Source organism: Candidatus Pelagibacter communis (genome assembly GCF_001180185.1).
GTDB classification, from domain to species: Bacteria; Pseudomonadota; Alphaproteobacteria; order Pelagibacterales; family Pelagibacteraceae; genus Pelagibacter; species Pelagibacter ubique_F.
The window spans coordinates 114192-141149 of the sequence record NZ_CVSS01000043.1; the positions used below are offsets into that span (position 1 = coordinate 114192).

General features: G+C 28.2%; 30 protein-coding genes and 1 pseudogene. 13 read left to right on the forward strand and 18 right to left on the reverse strand.

The features are described 5' to 3' along the window. The first annotated feature begins 13 nt into the window (after window positions 1-13). Window positions 14-460, forward strand: coding sequence for an Hsp20 family protein (locus AMN95_RS03390; RefSeq protein WP_075522573.1), 447 nt, complete (start codon window positions 14-16; stop codon window positions 458-460). A gap of 38 nt (window positions 461-498) precedes the next feature. On the opposite strand, the gene AMN95_RS03395 is transcribed toward AMN95_RS03390, so the two are convergent. Then, a complete protein-coding gene (locus AMN95_RS03395) occupies window positions 499-804 on the reverse strand; it encodes a hypothetical protein (protein WP_075522605.1) in 306 nt (101 codons plus the stop codon). 127 nt (window positions 805-931) lie between these two features. Here AMN95_RS03395 and AMN95_RS03400 point away from each other — a divergent pair, with 127 nt between their 5' ends. Further along, window positions 932-2242 carry an NCS2 family permease gene (locus AMN95_RS03400; protein ID WP_075522574.1) on the forward strand — a complete coding sequence of 437 codons (1311 nt, stop codon included), beginning with the start codon at window positions 932-934 and terminating at the stop codon, window positions 2240-2242. Between the two features lie 32 nt (window positions 2243-2274). On the opposite strand, the gene AMN95_RS03405 is transcribed toward AMN95_RS03400, so the two are convergent. After that, complete coding sequence (locus AMN95_RS03405; protein ID WP_425304623.1) at window positions 2275-2796, reverse strand: phosphoribosyltransferase; 522 nt, start codon at window positions 2794-2796, stop codon at window positions 2275-2277. 48 nt (window positions 2797-2844) lie between these two features. Here AMN95_RS03405 and AMN95_RS03410 point away from each other — a divergent pair, with 48 nt between their 5' ends. After that, entirely contained in the window at window positions 2845-3735 is an 891-nt protein-coding gene (locus AMN95_RS03410) for a glycosyltransferase family 17 protein (protein ID WP_075522576.1), read from the forward strand. Continuing rightward, a complete protein-coding gene (locus tag AMN95_RS03415; RefSeq protein WP_075522577.1) occupies window positions 3736-4035 on the forward strand; it encodes a DUF1330 domain-containing protein in 300 nt (99 codons plus the stop codon). Here AMN95_RS03415 and AMN95_RS03420 read toward each other — a convergent pair. Continuing rightward, complete coding sequence (locus AMN95_RS03420) at window positions 4022-4657, reverse strand: DNA-3-methyladenine glycosylase family protein (RefSeq protein ID WP_075522578.1); 636 nt, start codon at window positions 4655-4657, stop codon at window positions 4022-4024. The two genes, AMN95_RS03415 and AMN95_RS03420, sit on opposite strands and share 14 nt — an antisense overlap. Continuing rightward, window positions 4650-5534 carry a DMT family transporter gene (locus AMN95_RS03425; protein ID WP_075522579.1) on the reverse strand — a complete coding sequence of 295 codons (885 nt, stop codon included), beginning with the start codon at window positions 5532-5534 and terminating at the stop codon, window positions 4650-4652. Before AMN95_RS03425 ends, AMN95_RS03420 begins: the two co-directional genes overlap by 8 nt. Before the next feature lie 35 nt (window positions 5535-5569). Between AMN95_RS03425 and msrA the strand changes: the two genes are divergently transcribed. The 4 genes from msrA to AMN95_RS03445 are packed head-to-tail and all read left to right on the forward strand — an operon-like array spanning window position 5570 to window position 10832. Further along, a complete protein-coding gene (msrA, locus tag AMN95_RS03430) occupies window positions 5570-6013 on the forward strand; it encodes a peptide-methionine (S)-S-oxide reductase MsrA (RefSeq protein ID WP_075522580.1) in 444 nt (147 codons plus the stop codon). Between the two features lie 2 nt (window positions 6014-6015). Then, window positions 6016-6828, forward strand: a complete 813-nt coding sequence (locus tag AMN95_RS03435) for a rhodanese-like domain-containing protein (protein WP_075522581.1) — start codon at window positions 6016-6018, stop codon at window positions 6826-6828. 5 nt (window positions 6829-6833) lie between these two features. Beyond that, window positions 6834-7703, forward strand: a complete 870-nt coding sequence (locus AMN95_RS03440; protein WP_075522582.1) for an efflux RND transporter periplasmic adaptor subunit — start codon at window positions 6834-6836, stop codon at window positions 7701-7703. Beyond that, window positions 7704-10832 carry an efflux RND transporter permease subunit gene (locus AMN95_RS03445; RefSeq protein WP_075522583.1) on the forward strand — a complete coding sequence of 1043 codons (3129 nt, stop codon included), beginning with the start codon at window positions 7704-7706 and terminating at the stop codon, window positions 10830-10832. Here AMN95_RS03445 and AMN95_RS03450 read toward each other — a convergent pair. Together AMN95_RS03450 and AMN95_RS03455 are read right to left on the reverse strand one after the other, a co-directional pair. Then, a complete protein-coding gene (locus tag AMN95_RS03450) occupies window positions 10822-11424 on the reverse strand; it encodes a transglycosylase SLT domain-containing protein (RefSeq protein WP_075522584.1) in 603 nt (200 codons plus the stop codon). The genes AMN95_RS03445 and AMN95_RS03450 overlap by 11 nt on opposite strands. Then, the gene (locus AMN95_RS03455) at window positions 11408-11815 is read right to left on the reverse strand and encodes a hypothetical protein (RefSeq protein WP_075522585.1); all 408 of its coding nucleotides are present in this window, start codon (window positions 11813-11815) and stop codon (window positions 11408-11410) included. Before AMN95_RS03455 ends, AMN95_RS03450 begins: the two co-directional genes overlap by 17 nt. A 44-nt stretch (window positions 11816-11859) precedes the next feature. On the opposite strand from AMN95_RS03455, the gene AMN95_RS03460 reads away from it, so the two are divergent. After that, complete coding sequence (locus AMN95_RS03460; protein WP_075522606.1) at window positions 11860-12573, forward strand: 2,3-bisphosphoglycerate-dependent phosphoglycerate mutase; 714 nt, start codon at window positions 11860-11862, stop codon at window positions 12571-12573. Here the strand turns inward: AMN95_RS03460 and AMN95_RS03465 are convergent. Genes AMN95_RS03465 through polA form a run of 8 tightly spaced genes read right to left on the reverse strand, consistent with a single transcriptional unit; the run spans window position 12551 to window position 21014 of the window. Then, on the reverse strand, window positions 12551-13237 hold the full coding sequence (locus AMN95_RS03465) for a sugar phosphate nucleotidyltransferase (RefSeq protein ID WP_075522586.1): 687 nt from the start codon (window positions 13235-13237) through the stop codon (window positions 12551-12553). The two genes, AMN95_RS03460 and AMN95_RS03465, sit on opposite strands and share 23 nt — an antisense overlap. Next, window positions 13238-13411, reverse strand: coding sequence for a hypothetical protein (locus AMN95_RS05710; RefSeq protein WP_256997933.1), 174 nt, complete (start codon window positions 13409-13411; stop codon window positions 13238-13240). It lies immediately after the preceding gene. Then, complete coding sequence (locus AMN95_RS03470; protein WP_256997934.1) at window positions 13408-14181, reverse strand: phosphotransferase; 774 nt, start codon at window positions 14179-14181, stop codon at window positions 13408-13410. The genes AMN95_RS05710 and AMN95_RS03470 overlap by 4 nt, the downstream gene beginning before the upstream one ends. Beyond that, window positions 14182-14628 (reverse strand): tRNA (adenosine(37)-N6)-threonylcarbamoyltransferase complex ATPase subunit type 1 TsaE, encoded by a 447-nt coding sequence (gene tsaE / locus AMN95_RS03475; protein WP_082256662.1) that lies wholly within the window; start codon window positions 14626-14628, stop codon window positions 14182-14184. It lies immediately after the preceding gene. Further along, window positions 14612-15898 carry an adenosylhomocysteinase gene (ahcY, locus tag AMN95_RS03480; protein WP_075522587.1) on the reverse strand — a complete coding sequence of 429 codons (1287 nt, stop codon included), beginning with the start codon at window positions 15896-15898 and terminating at the stop codon, window positions 14612-14614. The genes tsaE and ahcY overlap by 17 nt, the downstream gene beginning before the upstream one ends. 49 nt (window positions 15899-15947) lie before the next feature. Next, window positions 15948-17483, reverse strand: coding sequence for a HAMP domain-containing sensor histidine kinase (locus AMN95_RS03485; RefSeq protein WP_075522588.1), 1536 nt, complete (start codon window positions 17481-17483; stop codon window positions 15948-15950). Then, window positions 17483-18190, reverse strand: a complete 708-nt coding sequence (locus tag AMN95_RS03490; RefSeq protein WP_075522589.1) for a response regulator transcription factor — start codon at window positions 18188-18190, stop codon at window positions 17483-17485. The genes AMN95_RS03485 and AMN95_RS03490 overlap by 1 nt, the downstream gene beginning before the upstream one ends. 49 nt (window positions 18191-18239) lie before the next feature. Continuing rightward, window positions 18240-21014 (reverse strand): DNA polymerase I, encoded by a 2775-nt coding sequence (gene polA, locus AMN95_RS03495; protein WP_075522590.1) that lies wholly within the window; start codon window positions 21012-21014, stop codon window positions 18240-18242. Window positions 21015-21126: 112 nt separating this feature from the next. Here polA and AMN95_RS03500 point away from each other — a divergent pair, with 112 nt between their 5' ends. Next, window positions 21127-21678, forward strand: coding sequence for a biotin transporter BioY (locus AMN95_RS03500; RefSeq protein ID WP_075522591.1), 552 nt, complete (start codon window positions 21127-21129; stop codon window positions 21676-21678). On the opposite strand, the gene AMN95_RS03505 is transcribed toward AMN95_RS03500, so the two are convergent. Further along, on the reverse strand, window positions 21671-22234 hold the full coding sequence (locus AMN95_RS03505) for an ActR/PrrA/RegA family redox response regulator transcription factor (protein WP_075522592.1): 564 nt from the start codon (window positions 22232-22234) through the stop codon (window positions 21671-21673). The genes AMN95_RS03500 and AMN95_RS03505 overlap by 8 nt on opposite strands. 148 nt (window positions 22235-22382) lie before the next feature. Here AMN95_RS03505 and AMN95_RS03510 point away from each other — a divergent pair, with 148 nt between their 5' ends. Genes AMN95_RS03510 through speB form a run of 3 tightly spaced genes read left to right on the forward strand, consistent with a single transcriptional unit; the run spans window position 22383 to window position 25489 of the window. Then, complete coding sequence (locus AMN95_RS03510) at window positions 22383-23567, forward strand: type III PLP-dependent enzyme (RefSeq protein WP_075522593.1); 1185 nt, start codon at window positions 22383-22385, stop codon at window positions 23565-23567. Next, on the forward strand, window positions 23567-24610 hold the full coding sequence (locus AMN95_RS03515; protein ID WP_075522594.1) for a 1,9-bis(guanidino)-5-aza-nonane synthase: 1044 nt from the start codon (window positions 23567-23569) through the stop codon (window positions 24608-24610). Before AMN95_RS03510 ends, AMN95_RS03515 begins: the two co-directional genes overlap by 1 nt. Window positions 24611-24613: 3 nt before the next feature. Then, a complete protein-coding gene (gene speB / locus AMN95_RS03520) occupies window positions 24614-25489 on the forward strand; it encodes an agmatinase (RefSeq protein WP_075522595.1) in 876 nt (291 codons plus the stop codon). Here speB and AMN95_RS03525 read toward each other — a convergent pair. From AMN95_RS03525 to AMN95_RS03535, 3 genes and pseudogenes are all read right to left on the reverse strand, one after another. Beyond that, on the reverse strand, window positions 25486-26040 hold the full coding sequence (locus tag AMN95_RS03525; protein WP_075522596.1) for a queuosine precursor transporter: 555 nt from the start codon (window positions 26038-26040) through the stop codon (window positions 25486-25488). The genes speB and AMN95_RS03525 overlap by 4 nt on opposite strands. Beyond that, window positions 26040-26354, reverse strand: coding sequence for a 50S ribosomal protein L28 (gene rpmB / locus AMN95_RS03530; RefSeq protein WP_075522597.1), 315 nt, complete (start codon window positions 26352-26354; stop codon window positions 26040-26042). Before rpmB ends, AMN95_RS03525 begins: the two co-directional genes overlap by 1 nt. Window positions 26355-26410: 56 nt before the next feature. Further along, a pseudogene (locus AMN95_RS03535) lies at window positions 26411-26958 on the reverse strand (quinone-dependent dihydroorotate dehydrogenase); the annotation flags it as partial.

Below are 26958 nucleotides of genomic sequence, written 5' to 3' on the forward strand. Positions count from 1 at the left end.
AAAGGAGGATATTATGACAAGTAAGGATTTATCTATATTCAACTCACTAAGACCTTTTTCAATTGGTTTTGACGATATGTTTGACCAATTTGAAAATATGCTTGGTAATGGTTCTTTGACTATGCAGTCAAACTACCCACCTTATAACATCAGAAAAACTGGTAAGGATAATTATGCAATCGAAGTTGCTTTAGCTGGTTTTAATAAAAACGATGTTGAAGTTGAGTTTGAAGATAATTTATTAACCGTTAGAACTAAACAGGTTAATAAATCTGAAAATAATAATGCTGATGGAGAAATAATTCACAAAGGTATTTCTCAAAGACAATTTGCCAGATCATTTACTATAGCTGATGATGTAAAAGTTAATGGTGCTGAGTTAAAAGATGGTCTTTTAACAATATCTTGTGAAAGAATTGTTCCTGAGCACAAAAAAAGAAAACTTATTGAAATTAAATAAGTATACCTTGCTTGCGGAGATAAATTCTCCGCAGGTAATCAAAAGCAACCTTTAGAAACAAATCCAATAACAATCAATTTTGAGTTTACCTCAAATCTTCTTTCGCAAGGTATTCCGTATTTTTTTGTGTTATAAACTAAGACTAAATTACCTTTTTCATTTTTAAAATCTTCATCTGGGCTACCCAAACTGCTTTTTAAATTCTGAGAGGACTTACCTATAAATGCACTTAATTTTTTATTTTCCTTCTCAACAATAGCGTCAGTTTTTTGCTTAATTGTCTGACAACTCAATAAAGAAAATGTTATAATTACACTTAAAATTGAGATCTTAATTTTTTTCATAATTTTATAATAACAACCTAAATATGGCATAAATATAAACTTGTAAGTTGAAATATGTGAATAACCTTTAATTTAAAAAGGTATATTTTAAGAGAATCTAATAGTTATTTTATTAACAGGAGGAATTATGCTCGATAAATATTTTAATTATAAAAAACATAACACAGATTTTAAAACTGAAGTAATTGCCGGTCTAACTACATTTTTGACAATGGCATATATAATGTTTTTAAATCCTTTCATTTTATCTGGTGAATTTGCTGGACCAGAGAAGGGCTTTTTTGATTTTGGAGCCGTTTATACAGCAACAATTTTAGCAACAGCTTTGGCTTGTTTTATAATGGCTTTTTATGGAAAAACTTGGCCAATAGGTCTAGCTCCAGGTATGGGTATAAACGCTTTTGTAGCTTTTGGAGTTTGTGCTGGAATGGGATACACACCGCAAGAGGCATTAGGCGCTGTATTGGTTGCTGGTGTGTTATTCTTAATCATATCTCTCACACCAATTCGTGCATGGTTAATTAACTCAATACCAAAAAGTCTTAAATTGGGAATTGGAGCTGGTATTGGTTTGTTTCTTGCTATAATTGGTTTGCAAATAATGGAGGTAGTTGTTGATAATCCAGTAACTTTAGTTCAATTAGGAAATCTAAGTGATCCATTAGTATTGTTAGGATGTGCAACATTTATAGCAATTATTGTATTAGATAAAATGAATGTGAAGGGTAATATTATCATAGGTATTTTAGTATTTAGTATAATTGCATGGGCAACTGGATTAGCTAAATTTAATGGAATTGCTAGTGCTCCACCACCAATGACATATCTTTTTGAATTTGATTTATCTGCTGCAATGACTGCTGGTATGTCTACAGTAATATTTACTCTTTTATTCATTGACTTTTTTGACACTGCAGGAACTTTAACTTCTGTGGCTAATGTAGCAGGCAAAGTTGGAAAAGATGGCAAGGTCCAAGATATTAATAAAGCTATGTTATCTGATAGTGTAAGTACTGTTGCTGGTGCAATGATGGGAACCACGACTGTTACAAGTTATGTAGAATCTGGAGCAGGTGTAAAAGCTGGAGGGAAAACTGGAATGACATCTTTAGTAATTGGATTGTTATTTTTAGCTTGTATATTTTTTGCTCCTTTGGCTACAAGTCTTCCGAAACAAATTGATGGTGCAGCTTTATTGTTCGTATCAGTTCTTTTTATAAGAAATATAACTGATATTGAATGGAATGATATTTCAGAGTCAGCTCCTGCAATACTTGCTATGATATCAATGCCTTTAACTTATAGTATTAGTAATGGTATTGCTCTAGCCTTTGTTTCATACGCTTTAATCAAAATATTTACTGGTAAGTTTTCAAAAACTTCACCAGCAATATGGGTAGTTGCTATATTAAGTGTTATAAGTTTCGTAGTTGCTTAAAAATTACTTTATAGGGCTAGTTTTTTCTAGCCCTATTCATTTCTACTTTTAATGTCTTGAATTGATAATTCTTCATAATGCTCCGTAGGTTGAACTATCCATGGATCTGATTTCAGCCTTACTGGACAAAAATCTGGCTCAAAAGTTGAAGACTTTTTTTTCCATAAACAAGCTGTTTTGACTTCATTAATGAAATCTTTTGTAGGTCCATAATTTTTTAACCACTCAATACTTTTGTTTAAGGTCAGACCTGTATCAGAGAGATCATCAATTAAAAGTACTCTTTTGAAATCCTCATTGTTTGCCAAAGAACTTATCTCCCTTGCGAACATTAATTGACCTTGCTGATCCTCCATTCCCTTGCCAGAATAACTTTGAATAACAATATACGCTATGGGCAGCTTAAGGATTCTAGATAAAATATCTATGATGGGAGCGGCACCTCTCATAATTCCCACTAAAACCGTAGGTTTATAATTTTTATGTATTTGAATTGCTAATTTTTCAACAATTTTAGTATATTCTTCAAAAGTAATAATTAATTTATCGGCCATGAAATTTTTTATCATATAAAAAAAATTAAAAAAGATTAAAAAGAAATTATGAAAATTTTTGATTGTTTTATGTATTTTGATGAAGAAATTGTTCTAGATTTAAGATTAAATACATTAAATGATTATATTGATTATTTTGTTATAGTTGAGAGTTCATTCACTCACAAAGGCAATAAAAGAAAATTAAAGTTTGATCCCACAAAGTTTACAAAATTTAGAGATAAGATAATTTATTTAGTATATGATAATGAGCCAGATAATATTGAGAAAATTAATGATAATGATAGTGAGTCTGAGAAATCAAGAAAATTTATTTTTAATGCTGCTTATAGAGAAAATGGACAAAGAAATTATTTAGAAAAAGGTCTCATTAAATCTAAAGACAATGACTTAATATTAGTATCTGATGTAGATGAAATTCCAAATTTAGAAAAATTTGATTTTAAAAAGATTAAAGAAAAGATAATCCTATTCCAGCAGGATATGTTTTATTACAAATTCAATCTTAAATTACCTAACTTGGTATGGTCCGGTACCAAAGGATGTAGAAAAAAAGATTTGATAAACCCTCAATGGCTAAGAAACATTAAAGATAGAAAATATTCTTTTTTTCGATTTGACACTTTTTTTTCAAAAACAAAATATTCGAACATAAAATTTATAAGCAATGGTGGTTGGCACTTCTCAAATATTAAGAATGCTAGTGATATCGAATTTAAATTAAGATCTTACCTTCATCACAGAGAATTTGATGAAAATCCTATGACAGTCCAAGAAATTGAGAAAATTATTAAAAATAAACAAGCTATATATGATCTAAAAGTCGACAAAAGAATAAATAAAATTGGTGATGGTAGCAAATTAGAAAATTATCCAACTTATAAATTACCAAAATATTTACAGTTAAACATCAGTAAATTTGAGAAATGGATTGACTAAATGAACAAAGGTTATTGGATAAGTTTATATACAAAGATTAACAATATGGAAAATCTAAAAAAATATGCAAAAATAGTTACGCCCATAATAAAAAATTATGGAGGTATTCCATTAGTAAGGGGTGGTAAATTTCAAACTTTTGATGGAGATGAATTTATTAGAACTGTAATTTGGGAATTTCCAAGTTTCGAAAAAGCTTTTGAATGTTACAACTCAAAGCAATATCAAGATGGATGGTCAATAGCCAAAGATACAACTACCAGACACATGCAGATAGTTGAGGGCTTTAATACTGAATAGGCTCTGGATCTATACTTCTCCACAAATACCAAGTAGCCACAGAACAATAAGGTGAAAATCTTTTTTTAAGCAAATTAATAAAACTTATGGGTGGTAAATATTTTTTATTATAATTTTTTGATATAGCTCTTAATAGACCAATATCTTGAACGGGCCATATATCTGGTCTGTTATAAGTGAATAATAATATCATTTCTGCTGACCACCTTCCAATTTGTTTTAAGTCAGACAAATATTCAATTGCCTCTTCATCGCTCATTTTAATTATTAGTTTGGGATTAAAAGATTTGTTAAGTATCTTTTTAGCTAAATTTTTAATTCCCAAAACTTTTTGACGACTTAAACCACAGCTCTTTAATTGACTAAAAGTTAATTTTGAGACACTTTTAGCATTAATTCTATTATTACATTTTTTTTTAAATTTAAAAAAAACTGAATTAGCAGCTACTACACTTATTTGTTGTCCAATTATACTCTTACATAAAGAAAAAAAAATATCTCTTCTTGTTGTTAGAATAATCTCTGAAGGGCCTTGATAATTTCGAATTAATTTTGACATTATTTTATCTTTTCTAGACAAATATTTTTTAGCTTTTTTCCAGTATTTAGGAACTTTAGTCATTTACCGTTCTCGAGCTGACAATCTTTTTATTATAAATTTCTCTCCTAAAAATTATTAATGTAGAAATAATTACTAAAAAAGCACCAATTAGTGTTTTAATAGTAGGAACTTCGTCCCAAATGAAATATCCAAAAATTATTGCAAAAACTAAAGCTAAATATTTTAGTGGAGTTACAAGTGAAACTTCAGAGTATTTATAAGATTGACTTAACCATAGGTTTGCAACTCCTCCGAATACACCGATTAAGGATAATAAAATTAAATGACCAAAACTAGGCATCACCCAACCTTGTGGGATAGTAAAAAAACTTAACAAAGTTATAGACAATGAAAAATAAAAAGAGATTAACCAGACTGGCTCAGTTGTGGAAAGCTGCCTAATAGTTATTGCAACATAAGAAAGGCCCAAACAAAAAATTATTGGAAAAATATAATAAATATTTAGCTGACTTATTCCTGGCTCTGTTATAATTAAAATTCCCAAAAATCCAACAACTACTGCTAACCATCTAAAAATACCAACTTTTTCATTTAATAAAAAAATAGAAAAAATTGTGGTAAAAATTGGAGCAGCAAAAGATATGCTGACAACGGTTGCTAAAGGTAATTTCCTCAATGCTATGAAAATTGCAACAAGTGCAATTAATCCGGATGCACACCTCAAAAAATGTAAACCAGGTCTTTGTGTTAAGTAGAAATTATGAAGTCGTTCCCTTGGAATAATAAAAAAATAAAAAATTATTCCAAAAAAACCTCTAAAAAATAATACCTGTCCCACTGGATAATCAACTGACCATTTAACTATTACGTCCATAAGAGAAAACGCACATATGGACAAAAACATGTACAAAAAACCCAATTGATTTTTACTAAGCATATGAATAATTTGTAGATTAAATTAAATCATAATCAATGGAAATAGCAGTTTTAGCACTTGGATGTTTTTGGGGACCAGAAATCAAATTTAGTAAAATTGATGGCATAATCAAAACTGAAGTTGGATATTGTGGAGGAAATAGTCCAGTTACAACTTATAAAGAAGTTTGTACAGGAAATACAAATCATGCTGAAGTAGTTAAGCTCGATTTTGACGAAAAGATCATAACATACGAAAAAATTTTGAAAATTTTCTTTCAAATACATGATCCTACAACATTAAACTCTCAAGGACCAGATTTTGGAACTCAATATAGAAGTGAAATATTTTATCTTAATGACAATCAAAAAGAGATAGCTGAAAAAGTACTTCAAAATATAAATCTCAGGTTATCAGGTAGAGTTGTAACAAAAATTTCTTTGTTAAAAAACTACTGTCCTGCCGAAGAATACCACCAAAAATATTTAGAAAAAAGATAAACATGGCGCTTGTAAAAACAGATTGGCTAGAAAAAAATATTAAAAATATAAAAATTATTGATTGCTCTTGGCACATGCCTCAAACAAAAAGAAATGGCTTTGAAGAATATAAAGAAAATCATATACCAAACGCAATTTTTTTTGACTTAGATAAACACTCAAAAATAGATACTAATCTACCTCATATGTTAACTGATATTAAATCTTGGGAAGAAATAATGAATAATATGGGTATTGCAAATAATGATACCATAGTAGTTTATGATAATTCAGATGTTATAAGTTCATGCAGGTGCTGGTATAATTTGATTTACTTTGGTCATAATCCAAACCTTGTACACGTGTTAGATGGGGGATTTAAAAAATGGAAAAAAGAAAAAAAAGTTACTAATAATTTGAAAGTTATTCCTAAAGTCTCAAAATACTCATGTAAAGAAAATAAAGACCTTGTTAAAAATAAATTGCAGATAAACGAAAATATAATTAAAAAAGAATTTATTGTTGTTGATGCTCGAAGCAGAGAAAGATTTGAAGGTAAAGTTTCTGAACCAAGAAAAGGTTTAAGAAGTGGATCAATAAAAAATTCTTTTTGCTTACCCTATTCTGAGTTAATAAATGAGGATCGTACTTTTATTAGTAAAGATGAAATATTAAAAAAGTTTAAATCACTTAAATTTGATCTTGATGAAAATATAGTATTTTCATGCGGTTCAGGAATTACTGCAAGTGTATTGGCACTGGCATATTCTTTAATAAATGATAAATATCACCCTACTATTTATGATGGTTCTTGGGCTGAATATGGAATGATTTGAATTAGATGAAAAAATCTACAAAAGCTATATCTATAATAATAATATTTTTTCTAATTATTGCAGTGGTTATTATTGGGCGAACAATGATTGGAAATCATTTCAAAAAAAAATTCAGTAAAATTCCTCCACCAGGAATAATAGTTACAGAAGTTATTCAAAAAGAATTTTCAGAAAGAATAGATACTTTTGGTACAGCAATTTCGAAAAAATCAGAGTCTTATAAAATCAAAAAAGATGATCTTCTTGAAGAACTAAAATTGAAAAATTACATTAAAAAAGGAGATGTTTTAGTTAAATTAAAAAGTGGAGATATTATTGCGCCATTTAGTGGGGTTATGGGATATACGGGGCTTACTGAAGATATATTAGTTTCAAACAATATATTTATTATTACACTTGATGATAACTCAACTATTTATTCAGATATCAAAATTCCTGAAAATTATTCTGCTTATATTAAAAAAGGTCTTCCAGTCGAAGTTAGATTATCTAGTTTTAAAGATAAAGTTTTTTTAGGAAAAATAGATTTTGTTTCAAGTAGAATAAATGCTGATACAAGAAGTTTATTATCTCGTATTGAAATTGATAACAAAGACCTAGAATTAATTTCAGGGTCTCTATTAGAGGTAAGTGTTAAGTTTAATTTAAGAAATTCCTTAGCCATACCTGATACAAGTGTAATGATAGAAGGCGATAAATCGTTCGTTTACAAAATTAATGAAAAAAATATTGCTAATAAAATTGAAGTCAAGACAGGACTTAGGAGTAATAAGAATATTGAAATAATCTCTGGACTTAATGAAGGTGATATTGTGGTGGCGGAAGGTTTGAAAAAAGTACGACCACAAGGAAAAATAAAGCCAATTAATAATTAAATGTTTATAACTGAATTGAGCATAAAAAGACCAACTGTTTCATGGGTTATGTCTCTTATTTTGATTGTTTTTGGCTTATTCGTATTTTGGAAATTACCAGTAAGAGAGTTACCAAATGGAATTCAGCCACCTGTTGTCCAAGTGCAAGTGAATTATAAATCAGCCTCAGCTTCAATTGTAGATCAAGAAGTAACTCAAGTTGTTGAGGATGTAATCGGTGGAGCAGAAGGAATTAAGAATATAGATTCAAAATCTGAAAATGGTAGAAGCACTATTAATATTGAATTTGAGACAAGTATTGACTTAGATAATGCTGCTAATGATATAAGAGAGAGAGTTGCAAGGGTTATTGATAATCTGCCATCAGAATCTGATCCACCTCAAATATTAAAAAGAGCTGCAGGTTTTACAACTACTATGTGGCTTTCCCTGTCTTCCTCAACTTGGAGTGATTTAGAATTAGGAGATTTTGCAGAAAGATATTTAGTTGATCAATTATCAAATATTAAAAATGTTGGAAGGATTCTAGTAGGAGGGTTAAGAGAGTTGAGTATTAGGGTTTGGGTCGACCCAATTAAACTAGCTGCTAATGACTTAACTATAAATGAAGTTGAATTAGCAATGCGTGGTGAAAATATAAGCTTGCCAGCAGGTACTCTTGAGGCAGATAACATCGATTTAACACTTAATTTAGATAAATCATATAATGATATAAATTCAATTAAACAGCTTCCAATTAAAAAAACAAATAATAAAGTTATTTTACTTTCTGATATTGCAAATGTTGAATTTGGTCCAGTTTCTGAAAAAACTCTATTTAAAGCTCAAACTAAAGATCAAATAAATTTAAAAACTGTTGGAATTGGAATCTATGCAAGGAGTGGAGCATCAACTGTTGAACTTTCGAATGATATAAAAAAAAGAATAACTGAAATTAAAGATACATTACCTGAAGGACTAGATTTAAGAGTTTCTTTTAATAGAGCAAATTATGTGGAAGCAGCTATCGAGGAAGTATATAAAACTTTACTAATAGCTTTTATTTTAGTTGTTTTAATAATATATTTATTTTTAGGAAACTTAAAAGCTGTCATAGTGCCTGCTATTGCACTTCCAGTTAGTTTAATAGCATCCTTTTTAGGTCTTTATTTATTTGGATTATCAATTAATATTTTTGTTCTTTTAAGTTTTATTCTAGCTATCGGAATTATTACAGATGACTCGGTAATTATGACTGATGCTATCTATAGAAGAATAGAACAAGGTGAGACCCCTCTTATTGCTGCATATAAAGGTTCTAAACAAATTTCATTTGCGATAATAGCAACTACACTAATTTTAGTAGCAGTTTTTCTCCCACTTATTTTTATTGAAGGAATTTCTGGAACATTATTCAAAGAAACAGCAATTGCGTTATCATTTTCAATTGTTATATCCTCTTTTGTTGCACTTACTTTATCTCCTATGCTTGCAAGCAAGTTTTTAAACAAAAAAACATCTAAGAAAGTTTTAATAAAAAAATTTGAAAAATTTTTTTTAAGCTTTGCAAACTTTTATAAAGAAACTCTAGGAGTAATTGTCTATAAAACAAAAGTTGTAAGTGGTTTTATTATTTTTATTGTCATTGCATCTGTATTACTCTTTGATTTTTCTAAAAAAGAATTACTTCCTCAAGAAGATCGTGGGGCATATCTGATAATTGGGTCAACAGATGAGGGGAGTTCCTTTGAATATACACAAGAACAGGCTCTTAAAGTTGAAGCAAGACTAATTCCTCTTCTTCAAGCAGAAGATAGTCCATACTCAAGATTTATTATGCGAGTTCCAGGTTTTGGAGACTCAGCAAATTCTTATAATAGTTTTATAATAATTGCTTTATTAGACGACTGGAAAAACAGAAAAAAAGGACAACAAGTTGTTTTAAGAGAAGCGATAGGCAAAATTGTTACTCTTCCACAAGCTCTTGCTTTTCCTATCTCTCCTCAATCAATAAGGGTCTCAAATTATAATAAACCAGTTCAGATGGTTATTTATGGAAGTTCATATGGTGAACTAGAGGATATACAAAAAAAAGTCATTCAAAAACTTAGATCAAATAAAAATCTCTCAAGAATAGAGTCAGATTACAACAGAAACAAACCTGAAGTGAAATTATTGATAAATAAAAATAAAGCTAAAGATTTGGGTGTTTCTGCTAAGTCAATAGGTGAAACTTTGGAAACTCTTTATGGAGGTAAAAAAATTACAACATTTAATAAACTTGGCAAAGAATATCCAATCATCGTCCAACAATATTTAGTTGATAGAAGAAATAAAGAGGGAATTTCAAAAATATTTGTACGATCTGAGACTAACAAGAAACTAATTTCTTTATCTAATCTTGTAAGTTTCAAAGAAGAAGGCGCAGCGAAAGAACTTTCAAGATATAACCGCCAAAGGGCAATTACAATTTCTGCAAATTTGAATGAGGGGTATACCTTGGCTGAGGCAATTAAGTTTTTTGAGAGTGTGATGAAAAATTTAGCTCCTCAAAATCAAATAACTTGGAAAGGTAAATCTGAAGAAATAAAAGAAACAAGTAATGAATTATTTATAATTTTTGCTTTAGCTTTACTCACAGCATATTTAGTAATGGCCGCAACATTTAATTCATTTATTCATCCTTTTATAATAATTCTTACAGTACCATTAGCAATATTTGGTGGTTTAGTTTTTATTTTATTTCTTAATACCTCTATAAATATCTTTTCCCAAATAGCATTGATAATATTAATTGGAATTTCAACAAAAAATAGTATTTTAATCGTTGATTATGCAAATCAAATAAGAGCTAATGGAAAAAATATAGAGTTGGCAGTAAAAGAAGCTTGTGCGATTAGATTTAGACCGATAATCATGACTTCTTTAAGTACAATGATTGCAATGTTACCTCTAGTAATTGGTAATTTTGGGCCAGGAGCTGGGGAAGGCTCAAGATTAGCTGTTGGAGCAACAATTTTAGGTGGTATGGTTATCTCAACTTTCTTTACCCTTTACGTAACCCCAACTATGTACTTAGCTCTAGCTAATAATACTAAAAGAATAGATGCTGTTGATATTGAATTAAACAAACAACTTACTAAAAAATAATATATTTATTTTTACTCAAAGAATTTTTACATTTTGAAAGTTGCTTTTTATATATTCTAGATTGTTTATCAACTTTTTTAGCAAGTTTTATAACTTTTTTGTTTCTTTTATAATTTTTATAATTTCCCCAGCCTTCATGATAAGCTAGATATTGTCTAAAGCCATCATTAAGGGAAATTTTCAAAATTGACTTCGTTTTATTTGTGTACCAACCAATAAAATCTACACTATCTTTATAACGAGCTCTTGTTGCAAATTTATTGCCAGTTTCAATTTTATATTGTTCCCACGTTCCTTTTACGGCCTGAGAATATCCAAATGAGCTAGAAGGTCGTTTAAACGGAATTACTTTAAATAATTTTTGTCTAGGAGGTTTTGCTAACCAATCAAAATCTGACTCCATTTTAATAATAGCTAATTGGATATAAATTGGCGTACCCCATTTGAGTTCAACTTTCTTTGAATGTTTGTACCAAAGATATTTTTCACTAAAAATTTCACAACTATTTGAGGTATTTTTGGGAATCGATGAACAACCAGATAAAATAATCAATAAAAATAATAGAAATATCTTATTATAATTTTTTGTCATAATTATTTTTTCTTAAAAAATTGTATATGTTAAAAATTATAAAAATAAAAAAAACTCCGAGAAAATTTCCAGTTAAATCATGTAATTGAAAACTTCTTTCAGGAATTACGATATGACATAATTCAAAGAGAATAGAAGTTGCAAATAGGTAAGAAAATAAAATTTTATATTTACTTTTATGATATGCGATTATTCCTAGAAATGATAAAAACATAAATGCATAAAAATGATTTAATGAAAATATCTCAAAATCTGAACTGATTTGTGGTTGTTTTTTTATATTTCGATAAAAAAGCCAGCCAAGAATGCTTCCTGGATAAATATATATTAGAATCAATCCAATATTGGATATATGAAACATTAATTTTGTTAATAAAGATATTTTTTTCATTTAACTTACAATTTTTTTTTTATATTAAATTAGGTTTAATAAAAATGAGTTATTTAATTTTAATAAGACATGGCCAAAGCAAGTGGAATTTAGAAAATAGATTTACTGGCTGGGTAGATGTAGATTTAGCTGAAAATGGCGTTTTGGAGGCCAAAAAAGCTGGTGATTTGATAAAAAATTCTTGTATTGAAATCAAATATTACTATTCATCATTCCAAATCAGAGCAATTAAGACACTTGAGATTATACAAGAAAAATTGAATGACGATAGAGATTTTACTAAATCTTGGCAACTTAACGAGAGGCATTATGGGGCTCTGACTGGTTTAAATAAAATTGAAATGAGTAAAAAATTGGGTCAAGAAAAAATATTTGAGTTTAGACGATCCTGGAACTCAAGGCCAGAAGCATTAAGTAAAGAAAGTAAGTTTCATCCGCTAAATATAGATACTTACAAAAACATTCCCAAAGAAAATATTCCTGATACTGAATCTTTAAAAGATACATATGAAAGAGTAATAAAATTTTTTAAGTCTGAAATTCAAGAAAAAGTTGCTAAAGAAAATATACTTATTTCTGCTCATGGAAATTCAATTCGAGCATTATGTAAATATCTATTAAACATAAATGAAACACAAATTACCAAATTAGAGATCCCAACAGGAAATCCGTTAGTAATGGATATAGATGAAAATCGAAAAATTAAAAGTTGCAAATACTTGGACAATAATAGAGCTAAAGATCTTGTAGTTTTTTAAATATTTCAAGATTTGTTACATGATAAAAATTAAGTTTACTCTCAAATCCATTTAATTTCTTATTCTTTATTAAATTGAACCAAATTTTATTTATTGGAAAAATATCATTTTTTTCACTTTTGAAAATGGACTTATTAAGTATTTGACAGCCTGTATAAATAAAATTTTTATTTTTTTGATTAATTGAATTATTTTCTAAACCAAAATCACCTTCTAGGCTTTTATCAAAACTAAATTTTTTATTAACTAATAAAAGTATATTTTCTAATTGATTAGCAAAATAATAATCTGTCATACTTTTAATTTCATTAATATATTTTTTTTCCCAGACAGTGTCAGGATTCAAAACTAAAAAATTTTCTTCCTGGACGTTATTGATTAAATTAACTATACCACCACCTGTATTAAGTATATTAATGCCTTCATCTATAACTTTTACCTCAAGGTCATAACTCTGGTTTTTGACATACTGAATAATTTGATCTTTTAAGTAATAAGAATTAATCAAAATTTTTTTTATATCTAAAGAGTTAATTAAATTTATACAACGATCTAGTAAAGTCTGATCTTTAATCTTTAAGAGAGGTTTTGGTATTTGCAATGTTAGGGGGTTTAATCTTTTTCCAAATCCAGCACATAATACTAAAGCTGTATTTATTTTCATTTAAATCTTACCTTTTCTTAAATTACTTAACAAATCATTTAGATCATTAAATTTATTATCTTTTGATCTTAGATCAATTAAATCCCATGCATGAGGAATTAATTTTAGGTATTTCTTTTTTTTATCTCTTTGAGCTAATCTTGAAAAAATACCAATAATTTTGAGATTTCTCAAAACAGAAATAATTTCAAAATCATTAATAAAATTTTTTTATTGATATTTTTTTGAAATTTAAAATAATATTTTAAAGTTTTAACTTTTAAATTTACAGAAGTTCTAAATCTTACATCATCAATCAAAGATGCCAGATCATATGCTTTATTACCAATTAGTGCATCTTGAGAATCTATTATACCAATTTGTTTTTTGACCATCATCAAATTTGATACGTGAAAATCTCTATGCACAAAAATTCTTTTTTTGGATATGAGATTATTTATTAAGATTTTTAATATCTTTAAAAATTTTTTCTTAAAAGTTATTTGTTTTGATATAGGTAATTTTTTCTTTATATACCAATCACTAAAAAGCTTAGCCTCGCCAAATAAAATATTTGGGGTATATAATGGGATTTTATAGGTGTTTTTTTTGAAATTTTTAACTTTTGTTTGTCTTATGTTTTGAATTTTAATCAATAATTTTATTATTTTTTTAAAAATTTGTGTTTTATTTACTTTATTTTTTTTTAATAAACTTAAAATAGTTTCATTACCAAAGTCTTGTATCTCAATGTAATTGTTTGAATAATTTTCGCTAATTAACTTAGGTGCTAAAATATTATTTCTAATCAAAATTTTATTTATAGAGTCGTAATTTAATAGATTAGATTTCTTCTCTTTTCTTGAAAAAACCATTATTGATGAAAAATTTTTAATTTTTTTTCTAAAAAAAATTCTTATCGATGCATCACCCTTGAGTTTTTTGATATTTTTAAAATGATTCATTTAGCCTAAAATTTTTATAAATCTATCCTGATAATCATTTTTGTATTCAAAAAAAAACTTTGTTACTAATTTTGGTTCACTTTCTATAATTTCAGGCCATTCTATTAGAACAATAGAATTGTCTGTGCTATCAAACAAATTTAAATCTGTTAATTCATCTGATGATTTTAGCCTATATAAATCATAATGTTTTACCAAAAAATCACCCACATTATATTCATTCATAATATTAAATGTTGGGCTAGTAACATCTGTTAATTTATTATTAAATTTTAATTGTAAATTATTGATAAGATACTTAACAAATGTAGTTTTACCAACTCCCATTTCTCCATAAAGAAAAAATATTTTTCCTTTTACTACTTTAAAACTAATCTCTTTAGCGAATACTTCTAGTTTTTTTTTTGAAGAAATATTTATTTTACTACTTTTAGTAGCGATATGCATTTGGTTTAAATGGACCTTCTACTCCAACGCTTATATAATCTGCCTGCTCTTTTGATAGTTTGGTTAATTTTGCTCCAACTTTTTTGAGATGTAACATTGCAACTTTCTCATCTAAATGTTTAGGAAGAACGTATACTTTATTCTGATACTTTGAATAATTATTCCATAGCTCAATTTGAGCTATAACTTGATTTGTAAAAGATGCACTCATAACAAAACTTGGATGTCCCGTCGCACAACCTAAATTAACTAATCTTCCTTCTGCTAGTAATATAATTCTTTTTCCACTTGGAAGTTCAATTTCATGAACTTGGGGTTTCACTTCTGACCACTTATAATTTTTTAGTGCCTCTACTTGAATTTCATTATCAAAATGTCCAATATTACATAAAATTGCTCGATCTTTCATGTTCCTCATATGATCAGCAGTTACAATATCTTTGTTTCCAGTAGCAGTTACAACTATGTCAGCTTTATCAATTGCCTCATCCATTAAAACCACCTCATAACCTTCCATAGACGCTTGTAATGCACAAATTGGATCTGCCTCTGTTATCATTACTCTTGCCCCACTTTGACGTAACGATGCTGCACTACCCTTTCCTACATCACCAAAGCCTGCAACTATCGCTACCTTGCCTGACATCATCACATCAGTAGCTCGTCTAATTCCGTCAACTAAACTTTCTCTACAACCATATAAATTATCAAATTTTGATTTTGTTACTGAGTCATTTACATTAATTGCTGGAACCATTAAACTTTTGTTTTGTTCCATTTTATTTAAAGCTTTAATTCCTGTCGTTGTTTCTTCTGAAACTCCTTTTACATCTTTGATTAATTCTTTATATTCATTATGCATTATTGCAGTTAAATCACCACCGTCATCTAATAACATATTAGGTTTCCAATTTTTTTTTCCTTCGATTGTTTGTTTAATACACCAAATATACTCTTCCTCTGTTTCTCCTTTCCAAGCATAAACTGGTATACCTGTTTTTGCTATAGCTGCAGCAGCATGATCTTGTGTAGAAAAAATATTACAGGAAGACCATCTTACCTCTGCCCCAAGAAAAACTAATGTTTCTATTAAAACTGCTGTTTGTATTGTCATGTGAAGACAACCGATAATTTTTGCACCTTTTAATGGTTTTTGAGCTCCATATTCCTCTCTTAAAGCCATCAGTCCTGGCATTTCAGTCTCAGCGATAGAAATTTCTTTTCTTCCAAAATCAGCTTGTGAAATATCTTTTACTTTAAAATCATCCATGGCGGGGTTTCTAACAATAATATTTTATTTAATCAATAAAACTTTACAATTAAGGAAATATTATTTCTATATTTGCTCCATTTTTATCTGTTCTATTTGATGCAGTAATTGACGCGTTATGAAGTTCAACTAAATTTTTAACTATATTCAATCCAAGTCCAGAATGTTGCCCAAATTTATCAGGTCTATTACTATAAAATCTCTTAAATATTTTTGTTGTATCTTTCTCTTTAAAGCCAGGACCGTCATCAATAATATTTAAAACTACCTGTTTATTAAAATTTTTAGCAACTTTAATCTTTATACTTTCATTATTTTTACTAAAAGAAATAGCATTATCTAATAAGTTCGCAATTATTTGCTCAATTCTGTTTTCAATTCCATTTATGATGTAATTTTTATTTCCATCGTCACTGCAAGAAATTTTAATTCCATTTTTAGTTTGATATATATTATTATAATCATCAACTACTGAATGGATAATTGGTATCAAATCTATCTTTTTAAACTTTTCCTTACTAAGCGCAACTTCATCTTTTAAAATTTGAGAATAATCAGTAATTAATCTTTCAATTCTTTGAACATCATGATTTAAAATATTAACTAATTTTAATCTTTCACTCAAATCTTTAGCATCGTTAAGAATTTCAGAGGCACTTTTCAATGATGCTAATGGATTTCTAATTTCATGAACTAAATCCGTGGAAAAATTTTCAGCATGTGAAATTCTTTTTTGAAGTTCTAAAGTCATATCATCAAGAGATTTAGATAATAATCCTAATTCATCATTTCTGATTTTTAAATTATCAATATTGATTTTTTTGTGGTCTTTATTTTTGATTTTATTTATATAATTTACTAAATTTTTGATAGGTTTTAAAAAATATCTATTTAACACAAAAGAAAAAATAAATATTACAATCCCCACTGCGAATGCAGTTCTAATTACAAAAGTTTTTCTCTCGTTTATCGCTGCTCTAACATCATTTGCATTTTCAGTTATAGCAATAAAACCTATGTTTTTATCTTCTCTAAAAACATTTCTAATAGTTGTTAATTTAAAATTATTAAATTCTTGTTGTGTGAACGTGAATGGTATTCCAAAATTTTTAGATGCTGTATAATTAAAAAGTATATCTTTTAAAGAAACAAGATTGTCATTTCCAATATTGATATTTTTTTTTTCAGTGATTTCTTTTGTTTTTTTTTCATTCAAAATTTCTAATTCAATAATATCTAATCTTGAAGAAAATGATCTAGGATCAAGATCAAGAGTATCAGTATCACCCACTAAATCTAGCTCATTATTAAAAAAAATTACTCTATCTAAACTTTGAAAAATAAATCTTGTTGAAAATAAAAATTTTCTAATATCTTCCTCATTAAATTTGATTTCTAATCTATTTAGGTTTTCAATCGTATTGTTGATTATCTTAATATGATTTGATGATTTTTTTTTTATTAAATTTGGTTGAACATTTTTTAAATATAAAAATGTAAATAAACCAATTATTGTAAAAAAAATAAAGTTTATAAACAAAAATTTTTTTAATATTGAAAGATTTTTTAAGAAATTATTTAACATTAACTAATATTCCATCTATATCCACTTCCATATCTAGTTTCTATAGCTGAAAAATCAGGATCAACTTTTTTAAATTTTTTTCTAATTCTTTTAACATGACTATCTATTGTCCTATCTTCAATATCTGTATCTTCTCTGTATGCAATATCCATTAATTGAGCCCTTTCTTTGATTATGCCTGGTCTTTTAGCTAATTCCTTAACTATCAAAAATTCAGTTGTAGTCAATTTATCTGGTAATTGTTTTCCATTCCATTCACATTCTAGTTGGGATGGATCTAATTTTAATTTGCCATGCGAAATTATACTTTTATTTTCCTCTATGTTGTTGTCTACATCTTTTTTTCTTAATTGAACTCTAATTCTTTCAACCAAAACTTTTATTGAAAATCCACCTGATTTTTTTATGAAATCATCTGCACCAAGTTTTAATCCTAATAATTCATCAACTTCTTCATCCTTTGAAGTAAGAAATATAACTGGCAAAGAAGTTTTTTTTCTCAATTTTTTTAATAATTCTTCACCATCCATTTTAGGCATTTTGATATCTATTACTGCCAGATCTGGAGGAGTTCTTGTTAATCCAATTAAAGCACTTTCTCCGTCAATATATGTTTGAACTCTAAAACCCTCTTTTTCAAGAGCTATGCTTAAACTTGTTAAGATATTTCTATCATCATCGACTAGTGCAATAGTTTGTTTATGCATGTTCTACTTTAAAAATACTAAATTGTTCTAATTTGGGCAATTGATTAAATTAATGAAACGATCCCCAATTATCTCCACTATTTATATCAACTGTTAAAGGTATAGAAAAAGAATGATAATCGCTCTTAGCTACACTTGTCATTTCTTTATCAATTAGTTTAATCATCGTTTTTTCATTACTTTTAGGGATCTCAAAGATCAATTCGTCATGAATTTGTAGGAGCATCTTTGAGCTAGAATTTTTTTTCTCTGATAATCTTTTATTTAATCTTATCATGGCTAATCTCATAACTTCAGAGGCTGAACCTTGAATTGGGGCATTAATTGCAGCTCTTTCTTGAAAATTTCTAACATTAAAATTTTTATCATTGATACCACTAAAATGAGATCTTCTTCCAAATATATTACTTACATATCCGCTTTTTCTACAAAATTTTATTGTATCGTCCATATAAATTTTTATTTCAGGAAATTTCTTAAAATATGAATTCAAAAATTCTTCAGCCTCGTAATTAGAAACATTGATTTGTTTAGCTAATCCATATTGAGAAATTCCATAAATTATTCCAAAATTAATAGCTTTTGCTTTTCTTCTGTGTTCTTGATTAACTTTTTTGATGTCAATGTTAAATATTTGGCTGGCTGTTAATGAATGTATATCTTCTTTATTTCTAAAAGCTTTTTTAAGTTCTTTTACATCTGCTAAATCTGCTAAAATTCTCATTTCAATTTGATTGTAATCTGCAGAAATTAGTAAGTGATTCTTTTTGGCTGTAAAAGCTTTCCTGATATCCTTTCCGTCTTCTGATTTAATTGGAATATTTTGTAAATTAGGATCACTAGAAGCCAACCTTCCAGTTGTTGTGGCGGCGAGCAAAAATGATGTGTGAATTCTATTCGTATTTGGGTTTATATGTTCAGGCAAAGCATCAGAATAAGTATTTTTTAATTTTGAAACCTGTCTCCAATCTAAAATCAATTTTGGGAACTTGTATCCTTTAAATGCTAAATCCTCCAGAACGCTTGCGCTGGTTGCAAAACTTCCTTTCTTAGTTTTCTTTAATCCTGCTATTTTAAGATCATTATAAATTATTTCTCCTAATTGCTTTGGTGATGCAATATTGAACTCTTTTTTTGAAATTTGAAATACCTCTTTCTCAAGTTTAAGAATTTTCTTTTCAAATTTTGATGAAAGAGATTTTAAAAATTTACTATTAATTTCAACCCCCTCGATTTCCATAAAAGCAAGAATCTTAATTAATGGTTTCTCGAAAATTTCATAAATATTAATCATTTTTTCTAATTTCAGACTTTTAATAAATTTCTTATACAATCTAAAAGTAATATCTGCATCTTCAGCAGCATAATCTTTCGCTTTAACCAGATCTACTTCGCTAAAATTAATTTCTTTTTTTCCTGTACCTACTATCTCTTTAAAGGAAATAGTTTTATGACCTAAATGAATTAGAGACAATGTATCCATGTTATGTCTATTTTTTCCTGCATCTAAAACATAAGACATTAACATTGTATCTTCCATCGAGGAAAGGGTTATGCCATGATTGTAAAAGACTATAAAATCAAATTTTATATTTTGGCCTATTTTTTTTATACTTGGATCCTCTAATAAGTTTTTTAATTTTTTAATTACTGCCTTTTTATCAATACACTGAGATGATTTATGACCAACCGGTATGTAACAAGCTTTTCCAATTTTTGAGCAAAGTGAAATACCAACTAAATCAGCCTGGTGTGGATCTAATGAAGTTGTTTCTGTATCTACAGCAACTTCTCCAACTTCTTCAGCGTATTTTATCCATTTATCAATTTGATCTAAACTGCTAATTAAATGATAATCTTTATTATTAATTTTTTCTTGTTTTCCAAAATTTTGAGTGTCTATATTTTTAATTTCTAGTTCTGGTTCTCCATAAGCAGATATTGCAGAACTTAACAGTCGATTAAATTCCATTTCTCTTAAAAATTTATACAATTTTTCTTTATCAATATTTTGTAATTTAAATTCATTTAATTCTCTATTAACAGGTGATTTGTGATCTAAAGTTACAAGTTTTTTACTTATTAAGGCTTTATCTTTATTTTCTAGTAAAGACTCTCTTCTTTTATTCTGCTTAATCTCATGAGCAAATTTGAATAAGTTTTCTAGAGTACCATATTTATTTATCAACTCTGCAGCTGTTTTAATACCTATCCCTGGAACACCAGGAACATTATCACTACTATCTCCTGCTAAAGATTGAACATCAATAACTTTTGATGCTTCTACTCCAAATTTTTGAAAAACATCCTCATCAGTTATAAATTTATTTTTCATAGGATCAAAAATCCGAACTCCTTTTCTATAAAGCTGCATTAAATCTTTATCTGATGAAACAATTGTAACTTTTGCACCCTTATTTAAAATTTGGTCAACATAAGTGGCGATCAAATCATCTGCTTCATAATTAGGAAGTTCAACAGAGGGCAAATTAAATGCTAATACTGACTTTCTTATATATTCAAATTGTGGAGCTAAATCATCTGGCGCTTCTGACCTATTAGCTTTGTAATCACTATAAATTTCATTTCTAAAAGTTTTTCTTGCTGAGTCAAATATAACCGCAAAGTGAGTTGGCTTTTGTAAATTAATATTAGATTTTGAGTCTTCTAACAATTTAAATAACATACTACAAAAACCACTAACTGCTCCTGTAGGCAGCCCATCACTTTTTCTCGTTAATGGTGGCAAAGCATAATAGGCTCTAAAAATATATCCAGAGCCATCAACCAAATAAAAGTGATCTGTTTTTTGAATTTTATTCATGAAATATATCTAAATACTACAATGCCAACACAATCTGTATATAAAAATTTAATTTTCTTAATTATAGTAATAATAAGTAGATTATTTTTTATATTTTGAGTATTATTTATTAATGGAATTAACAAAAAATCTTACACAAGCTAAATTAATTAAATCTCTGGTTGTCGTGATTCTTAGTTCAATAGCACTAACAATATCAGCTAAAATCAAAATTCCTTTCTATCCTGTTCCAATGACCATGCAAACTTTTGTTGTTTTATTTTTAGGAATTAGTTTAGGACATAAAATTGCACTTGCTTCTGTGGGACTGTATTTAATTGAAGGTATTTTAGGACTTCCTGTATTCTCAAATTCTCCTGAGAAAGGTATTGGACTAATTTACTTTACTGGACCAACTATGGGTTACCTAATTGGCTTTTTAACTGCTTGTTATTTGGCCTCAAAAATAAAAACTAATGATAATTTTTTTGTTATTTTATCTAAATTAATTATCGCAACTTCATCAATTTATATTTTGGGTTTAATTTGGCTTGGAACACTAATAGGGTGGGATAAGCCAATTTTCTCTTTAGGTGCAAAACCATTTTTATTAGCTGAAACTTTTAAAATTATAATCTTAGCACTTTTGACAAAACAAATAATAAAAATTAAAAGATTTATCTAGGTGATCTCTTAGATAAAATTCTTTGAAGAGTTCTTCTGTGCATTTTTAATCTTCTTGCCGTCTCAGAAACATTTCTATTACAAAGCTCAAACACTCTATGTATATGCTCCCATTTGACTCTATCGGCAGACATTGGATTTTCTGGGGGTGCAGCTTTTTTTGCTGGATCAGCTAATAATGCTTTTTCAACATCATCTGCATCTGCTGGTTTAGCTAAATAATCTATTGCGCCTTGTTTAATAGCTGCAACTGCAGTTGGAATATTTCCATATCCAGTTAACATTATAATTCTGCTGGATGAATTTAATAATTGAATTTCTTTTACAACCTCCAAACCATTTCCATCTGCTAATCTTAAGTCTACAACTGCGAATCCTGGTTTTTTCATTTTCACAGTTTCAATACCATTTTTTACACTTTCAGCTTGTAAAACTTCAAATCCCTTCTTCTCCATAGCTCTGGATAACCTTTCTCTAAAAGGGTTATCGTCATCTACAATAAGTAAGGATTTATTGTCAAAATCGCTTAAGTTTTGAAGTGTTGCCTCATTTTTCATGATGTTTATATGGCCATTAATTTATAAATTACAATGGGTAATTATTTACTTTACATCTATTTATTATTGGCATAATTGCTGAATTTGTGAAAGGTTTTAAAAAGTTTTAAAACCTTTTTTTTGTTAAATTTTTTTGGAGGCATTTAAAATGCAAAAATTTAAGTCAGTTGAAGAATTAGTAAATCAACTGAAACCGGAAAAACCTGTCTATTGTATAAGGAAGAATTCTATTCTTTCTGCTTCAAAATTCTTTCAAAAAAAATTTCCAGGAAAAATACTATATGCTGTAAAAACTAATCCCCATCCTGAAGTTATCAAAACTTTGATAAGAAGTGGAATTAATCAATTTGATGTTGCGTCTATCGAAGAAATCAAAGCAGTGAGGAAATTTGATAATACTGCAAAATGTTCTTTTATGCATACTGTTAAAAGTAGAGAAAGCATAAAGGAAGCTTATTACAATTTTGGAATAAAAACTTTCGCTTTAGATACTAAAGATGAATTAATAAAAATTATCGAAACAACAAACAATGCTAAAGATTTAGAATTATTTATTAGAGTTGCTGTTTCCAATGAGCATGCTGAAATAGATTTATCAAAAAAATTCGGTGCTTTAAATTCTGAAGCTTCAGGACTATTAAGACTTGCAAAACTTCATTCAAAAAAAATTGGCTTGAGTTTTCATGTTGGTTCCCAGTGTATGCATCCAATTTCATACTCTAAAGGAATTAATGAAGTGGGAAATATAATTAAAAAAACTAAAATAATTCCAGATTATATTAATATCGGTGGAGGCTTTCCGACAATTTATCCTGATCTTGTGCCTCTATCCTTGGAAAGTTATATGGAGGAAATTAAAAAAAGTTTAGAAAATTTAAATCTAAAAAATATGCCTCAAATAATTTGTGAACCTGGGAGAGCTTTGGTTGCAGAAAGTGGATCAACAATCGTGAGAGTTAATTTAAGAAAAAAACAAAAACTTTATATTAATGATGGTACTTACGGTACACTTTTTGATGCTGGAACACCTAATATAGTTTTTCCATCAAAATTAATTAAAGAAAATTCAAGTAAGATTATTTCAAAGAAAATGACTGCATTTGATTTTTACGGACCAACATGTGACAGTATGGATTATATGAAAGGTCCCTTCCTACTTCCGAATAATATTAAAGAAAATGATTACATTGAACTTGGTCAATTAGGATCATATGGTTTAACTTTTAGAACTCAATTTAATGGTTATTACTCTGATGAGATTTATGAAGTTGAGGATAAACCAATAATGTCTATGTATGATAAGAATTCAGACAAAGCTACTCTAGTTGCTTAATGTCAGAAAATAAAAATCTTGGTCACAACAGTAAAAAAGATTTCTTAAAAAAACCTGTAGAGCATATTGATATTACATCATTCGATTCTAGAAAAATTATCTCTTCCATGGAAAAAATGTCTTTTGTTTCACGAGAAACAGCAAACGCAGCCAATATTTATAATGACATGTTGAAAGACAAAGAATGTACAATTTTTTTAACATTAGCAGGTTCAACATCTGCTGCAGGTTGTATGAATATTTATAAAGATTTAGTTAAATATAATATGGTTGATGCAATAGTAGCAACTGGCGCTTCAATAATTGATATGGATTTTTTTGAAGCTCTTGGTTTTAAACACTATCAAGGTTCTCAATTTCAAGATGATACTGAATTAAGAAAAAATTATATCGATAGAATTTACGACACATACATAGACGAAGATGAGTTACAGATTTGTGATAAAAAAATATGTGAAATCGCGAATACCTTAGAACCTAGAAGCTATACATCCAGAGAATTTATTAAAGAAATGGGTAAATATTTAAAAAAAAATTCTATTAAAAAAGACTCTTTGATTGAAACAGCATACGATAATGATGTTCCAATTTTTTGCCCGGCTTTCACCGACTCCAGTGCTGGATTTGGTTTAGTTATACATCAAGAAAAAAATCCAAAAAAGCATATGACAATTGACTCTATAAGAGAATTTAGAGAATTGACTGAAATTAAAATACGTTCGAAGGGATCAGGTTTATTTATGATTGGTGGTGGTGTTCCAAAAAATTTTATTCAAGATACCGTAATTTGTGCTGAATTATTAGGCAAAGAAGTTGACATGCATAAATATGCGGTGCAAATCACAGTTGCCGACTCTAGAGACGGTGCATGCAGTAGTTCAACATTAAAGGAAGCAAGTTCATGGGGTAAAGTTGATGTCACAAAAGAACAAATGGTATTTGCTGAAGCCACTAGTGTACTACCACTAATAGCTAGCGACGCTTATCACAGAGGTGAGTGGAAAAATAGGGATAAGAAAAAATTCACAAAAATTTTTGAGTAAAAATTGAAATATTTATCAAATAAAAATGGATTTTTAGGAGTCGACAATAAATTTAATTTCAAAGAAAAGGTTGTTGTGGTTCCATTTGGACTTGAGAAAACTGTTAGTTATGGTGGTGGCACCAGAAACGGACCTAAAGAAATTATAAAGGCTTCTCATCAAGTGGAATTATATGATGAAGAGCTAAATTGTGAACCTTATAAAAAAATTGGGATTAAAACATTAAAGCCCTTTAAGATTCATAGAAATATCGAAAAAGCTCTCGAGAAAATGTCAAATATAAATAAAGAAATTTTAGATAAAAGACTTTTTCCGCTCACATTTGGAGGAGAACATTCAATTACACCCGGGTGTATTTATCCATTTGTTAAAAAATACAAAAAAATTTGTCTTCTACATTTCGATGCCCATGCTGATTTAAGAAATAGTTACAATGGTGAAAAGTTCTCTCATGCATCAGCAATAAGAAGGTGCTTAGACCATAAAAATATATCATTAATATCTTTTGGGATCAGAAATATATCAGAGAGTGAAATTCCATTTTTAAAAAAGAATAAATCAAGAATAAATATTTTTTGGGCAAAAGATAAATCAAAGTGGGATTTAACAAAATTTAAAAAACTTATAAAAAATAAGACAGTTTATTTAACATTTGATGTCGATGGTTTCGATTCAAGTATCATGCCAGCCACTGGGACTCCTGAACCTGGTGGATTATTATGGGATGAAACACTCAATATAATTAAAATTGCTGCAAAAAATTCAAACATTGTTGGTGCTGACATCAATGAATTAGCACCTATTAAAGGTTTTAATTCATACAACTTTCTTGTTGCAAAGCTCGCTTATAAAATATTGTCTTATAAGTTTTTGATTTAAGCTTTAATTGGCTTAAAAGTTTTTAAAAGTAATCTAAATGGTATTAACATGATCAAAGCTACTATTACTTTTACAATCAAATCTCCGAGAGAAAGTGTAACCCATGGCACGCCAGTCCCATAAAATGATATTGAAAAAAACAAAAATGTATCGATTGTTGAGCCAATCATTGAGGATGTTAATGGTGCAACAAACCATTCTTTCTCTCTTAATCTATCAAATATTTGGACATCTAATAATTGTGCAGTTAAAAATGCAATTCCAGACCCAATAGCTATACGAATAGATATTAGATCTGCAAAATCAGTAGAAAATAAAACCGTAAAACCAATTCCTAGTACAAAGCCAAAATATACAATTTTTCTTGCAACTCTTTTTCCATAAGATCTATTAGCTAAATCTGTAATTAAAAAAGCAATCGGATAAGAGAAAGCTCCATAGGTTAATATTTCATTTAAACCATAATAATTAATTGGAAATTGAACAAGATAATTAGAGGATAAGACAACAACACCCATCAAAAATGATAGAAGTAAAAATGATTTACTCATTAAGCTGTTTTAGATTGTGCAGTTTTTTTTTGAAATGGAGATTTAATTAATAAACTTTTTTTTAGTTTTTTTAATCTAGGAGATAAATTTTTATTTTTTACAGATTTTAGAAATTCATCAAAACTACCTTTTTTATCTACTGATCTAACCCCTGCATTACTTACTGTTAATTTTAAGCTTCTTTTTAAAAGTTCACTTGTAAATTTCACTTTTTTTAAATTAGGCAAGAATCTTCTTTTTGTCTTATTGTTAGCATGACTAACGTTATGACCTTTCATTGGATTTTTCCCAGTTAATTCGCATTTTTTTGTCATAATTTGTTCGAATATATAAAGTGAGATATTGATGGCGTCAAGTTTATTAGATTATTCTAATCCTTTTTTCCTACTATTTCATTAAAGTTTTTTACACCATCTTTTAATAGTATTTCCTTCAGTTCTTTTTTAATTAGACCAACAATATTTGGACCTCTAAAAACCATGCCTGTATAAAGTTGTAAATAATCAGCTCCTGCTAAAAATTTTTGATAAGCTGATCTGCCAGAATCCACACCACCTACACCTATAATTTTGATTCTGCCTTTTAAAACTTTATAAAATTTTCTGATTAACTCTGAAGACTTTAACTCAATAGGTTTCCCGGATAAACCTCCTTTTTGATGGCTTTGAGTATTTTGTAAATTTTCTCTTGTTGTATCAGATGTGTTAGAAATAATAGCAGCTTCTATCTTGTTATCTAAAAGCACTTCAGAAATTTTCATAATTTCTTTATCATTAATATCTGGTGATACTTTTACTGCTATAGGTGTTTTAGAATTAAGATCTTTCTTCTCTTTTTCTATTAGTTTTAAAAGATCATCTAATTTTTTTTGATCATGGAAGTTTCTTAAATTTTCGGTGTTTGGTGAGGAAATATTAA

Coding starts and splice junctions, on each gene's coding strand:
- AMN95_RS03410 (WP_075522576.1), top strand. CDS start 2,845: ATGAAAATTTTTGATTGTTTTATGTATTTTGATGAAGAAATTGTTCTA.
- AMN95_RS03450 (WP_075522584.1), bottom strand. CDS start 11,424: ATGACAAAAAATTATAATAAGATATTTCTATTATTTTTATTGATTATT.
- AMN95_RS03400 (WP_075522574.1), top strand. CDS start 932: ATGCTCGATAAATATTTTAATTATAAAAAACATAACACAGATTTTAAA.
- AMN95_RS03470 (WP_256997934.1), bottom strand. CDS start 14,181: ATGAATCATTTTAAAAATATCAAAAAACTCAAGGGTGATGCATCGATA.
- AMN95_RS03440 (WP_075522582.1), top strand. CDS start 6,834: ATGAAAAAATCTACAAAAGCTATATCTATAATAATAATATTTTTTCTA.
- polA (WP_075522590.1), bottom strand. CDS start 21,014: ATGAATAAAATTCAAAAAACAGATCACTTTTATTTGGTTGATGGCTCT.
- AMN95_RS03525 (WP_075522596.1), bottom strand. CDS start 26,040: ATGAGTAAATCATTTTTACTTCTATCATTTTTGATGGGTGTTGTTGTC.
- AMN95_RS03405 (WP_425304623.1), bottom strand. CDS start 2,796: ATGGCCGATAAATTAATTATTACTTTTGAAGAATATACTAAAATTGTT.
- AMN95_RS03435 (WP_075522581.1), top strand. CDS start 6,016: ATGGCGCTTGTAAAAACAGATTGGCTAGAAAAAAATATTAAAAATATA.
- tsaE (WP_082256662.1), bottom strand. CDS start 14,628: ATGCATATCGCTACTAAAAGTAGTAAAATAAATATTTCTTCAAAAAAA.
- rpmB (WP_075522597.1), bottom strand. CDS start 26,354: ATGACAAAAAAATGCGAATTAACTGGGAAAAATCCAATGAAAGGTCAT.
- AMN95_RS03490 (WP_075522589.1), bottom strand. CDS start 18,190: ATGCATAAACAAACTATTGCACTAGTCGATGATGATAGAAATATCTTA.
- AMN95_RS03415 (WP_075522577.1), top strand. CDS start 3,736: ATGAACAAAGGTTATTGGATAAGTTTATATACAAAGATTAACAATATG.
- AMN95_RS03425 (WP_075522579.1), bottom strand. CDS start 5,534: ATGCTTAGTAAAAATCAATTGGGTTTTTTGTACATGTTTTTGTCCATA.
- AMN95_RS03460 (WP_075522606.1), top strand. CDS start 11,860: ATGAGTTATTTAATTTTAATAAGACATGGCCAAAGCAAGTGGAATTTA.
- AMN95_RS03500 (WP_075522591.1), top strand. CDS start 21,127: ATGGAATTAACAAAAAATCTTACACAAGCTAAATTAATTAAATCTCTG.
- AMN95_RS03465 (WP_075522586.1), bottom strand. CDS start 13,237: ATGAAAATAAATACAGCTTTAGTATTATGTGCTGGATTTGGAAAAAGA.
- AMN95_RS03510 (WP_075522593.1), top strand. CDS start 22,383: ATGCAAAAATTTAAGTCAGTTGAAGAATTAGTAAATCAACTGAAACCG.
- AMN95_RS03485 (WP_075522588.1), bottom strand. CDS start 17,483: ATGTTAAATAATTTCTTAAAAAATCTTTCAATATTAAAAAAATTTTTG.
- AMN95_RS03515 (WP_075522594.1), top strand. CDS start 23,567: ATGTCAGAAAATAAAAATCTTGGTCACAACAGTAAAAAAGATTTCTTA.
- AMN95_RS03420 (WP_075522578.1), bottom strand. CDS start 4,657: ATGACTAAAGTTCCTAAATACTGGAAAAAAGCTAAAAAATATTTGTCT.
- ahcY (WP_075522587.1), bottom strand. CDS start 15,898: ATGGATGATTTTAAAGTAAAAGATATTTCACAAGCTGATTTTGGAAGA.
- AMN95_RS03395 (WP_075522605.1), bottom strand. CDS start 804: ATGAAAAAAATTAAGATCTCAATTTTAAGTGTAATTATAACATTTTCT.
- AMN95_RS03390 (WP_075522573.1), top strand. CDS start 14: ATGACAAGTAAGGATTTATCTATATTCAACTCACTAAGACCTTTTTCA.
- AMN95_RS03445 (WP_075522583.1), top strand. CDS start 7,704: ATGTTTATAACTGAATTGAGCATAAAAAGACCAACTGTTTCATGGGTT.
- AMN95_RS03505 (WP_075522592.1), bottom strand. CDS start 22,234: ATGAAAAATGAGGCAACACTTCAAAACTTAAGCGATTTTGACAATAAA.
- msrA (WP_075522580.1), top strand. CDS start 5,570: ATGGAAATAGCAGTTTTAGCACTTGGATGTTTTTGGGGACCAGAAATC.
- AMN95_RS03455 (WP_075522585.1), bottom strand. CDS start 11,815: ATGAAAAAAATATCTTTATTAACAAAATTAATGTTTCATATATCCAAT.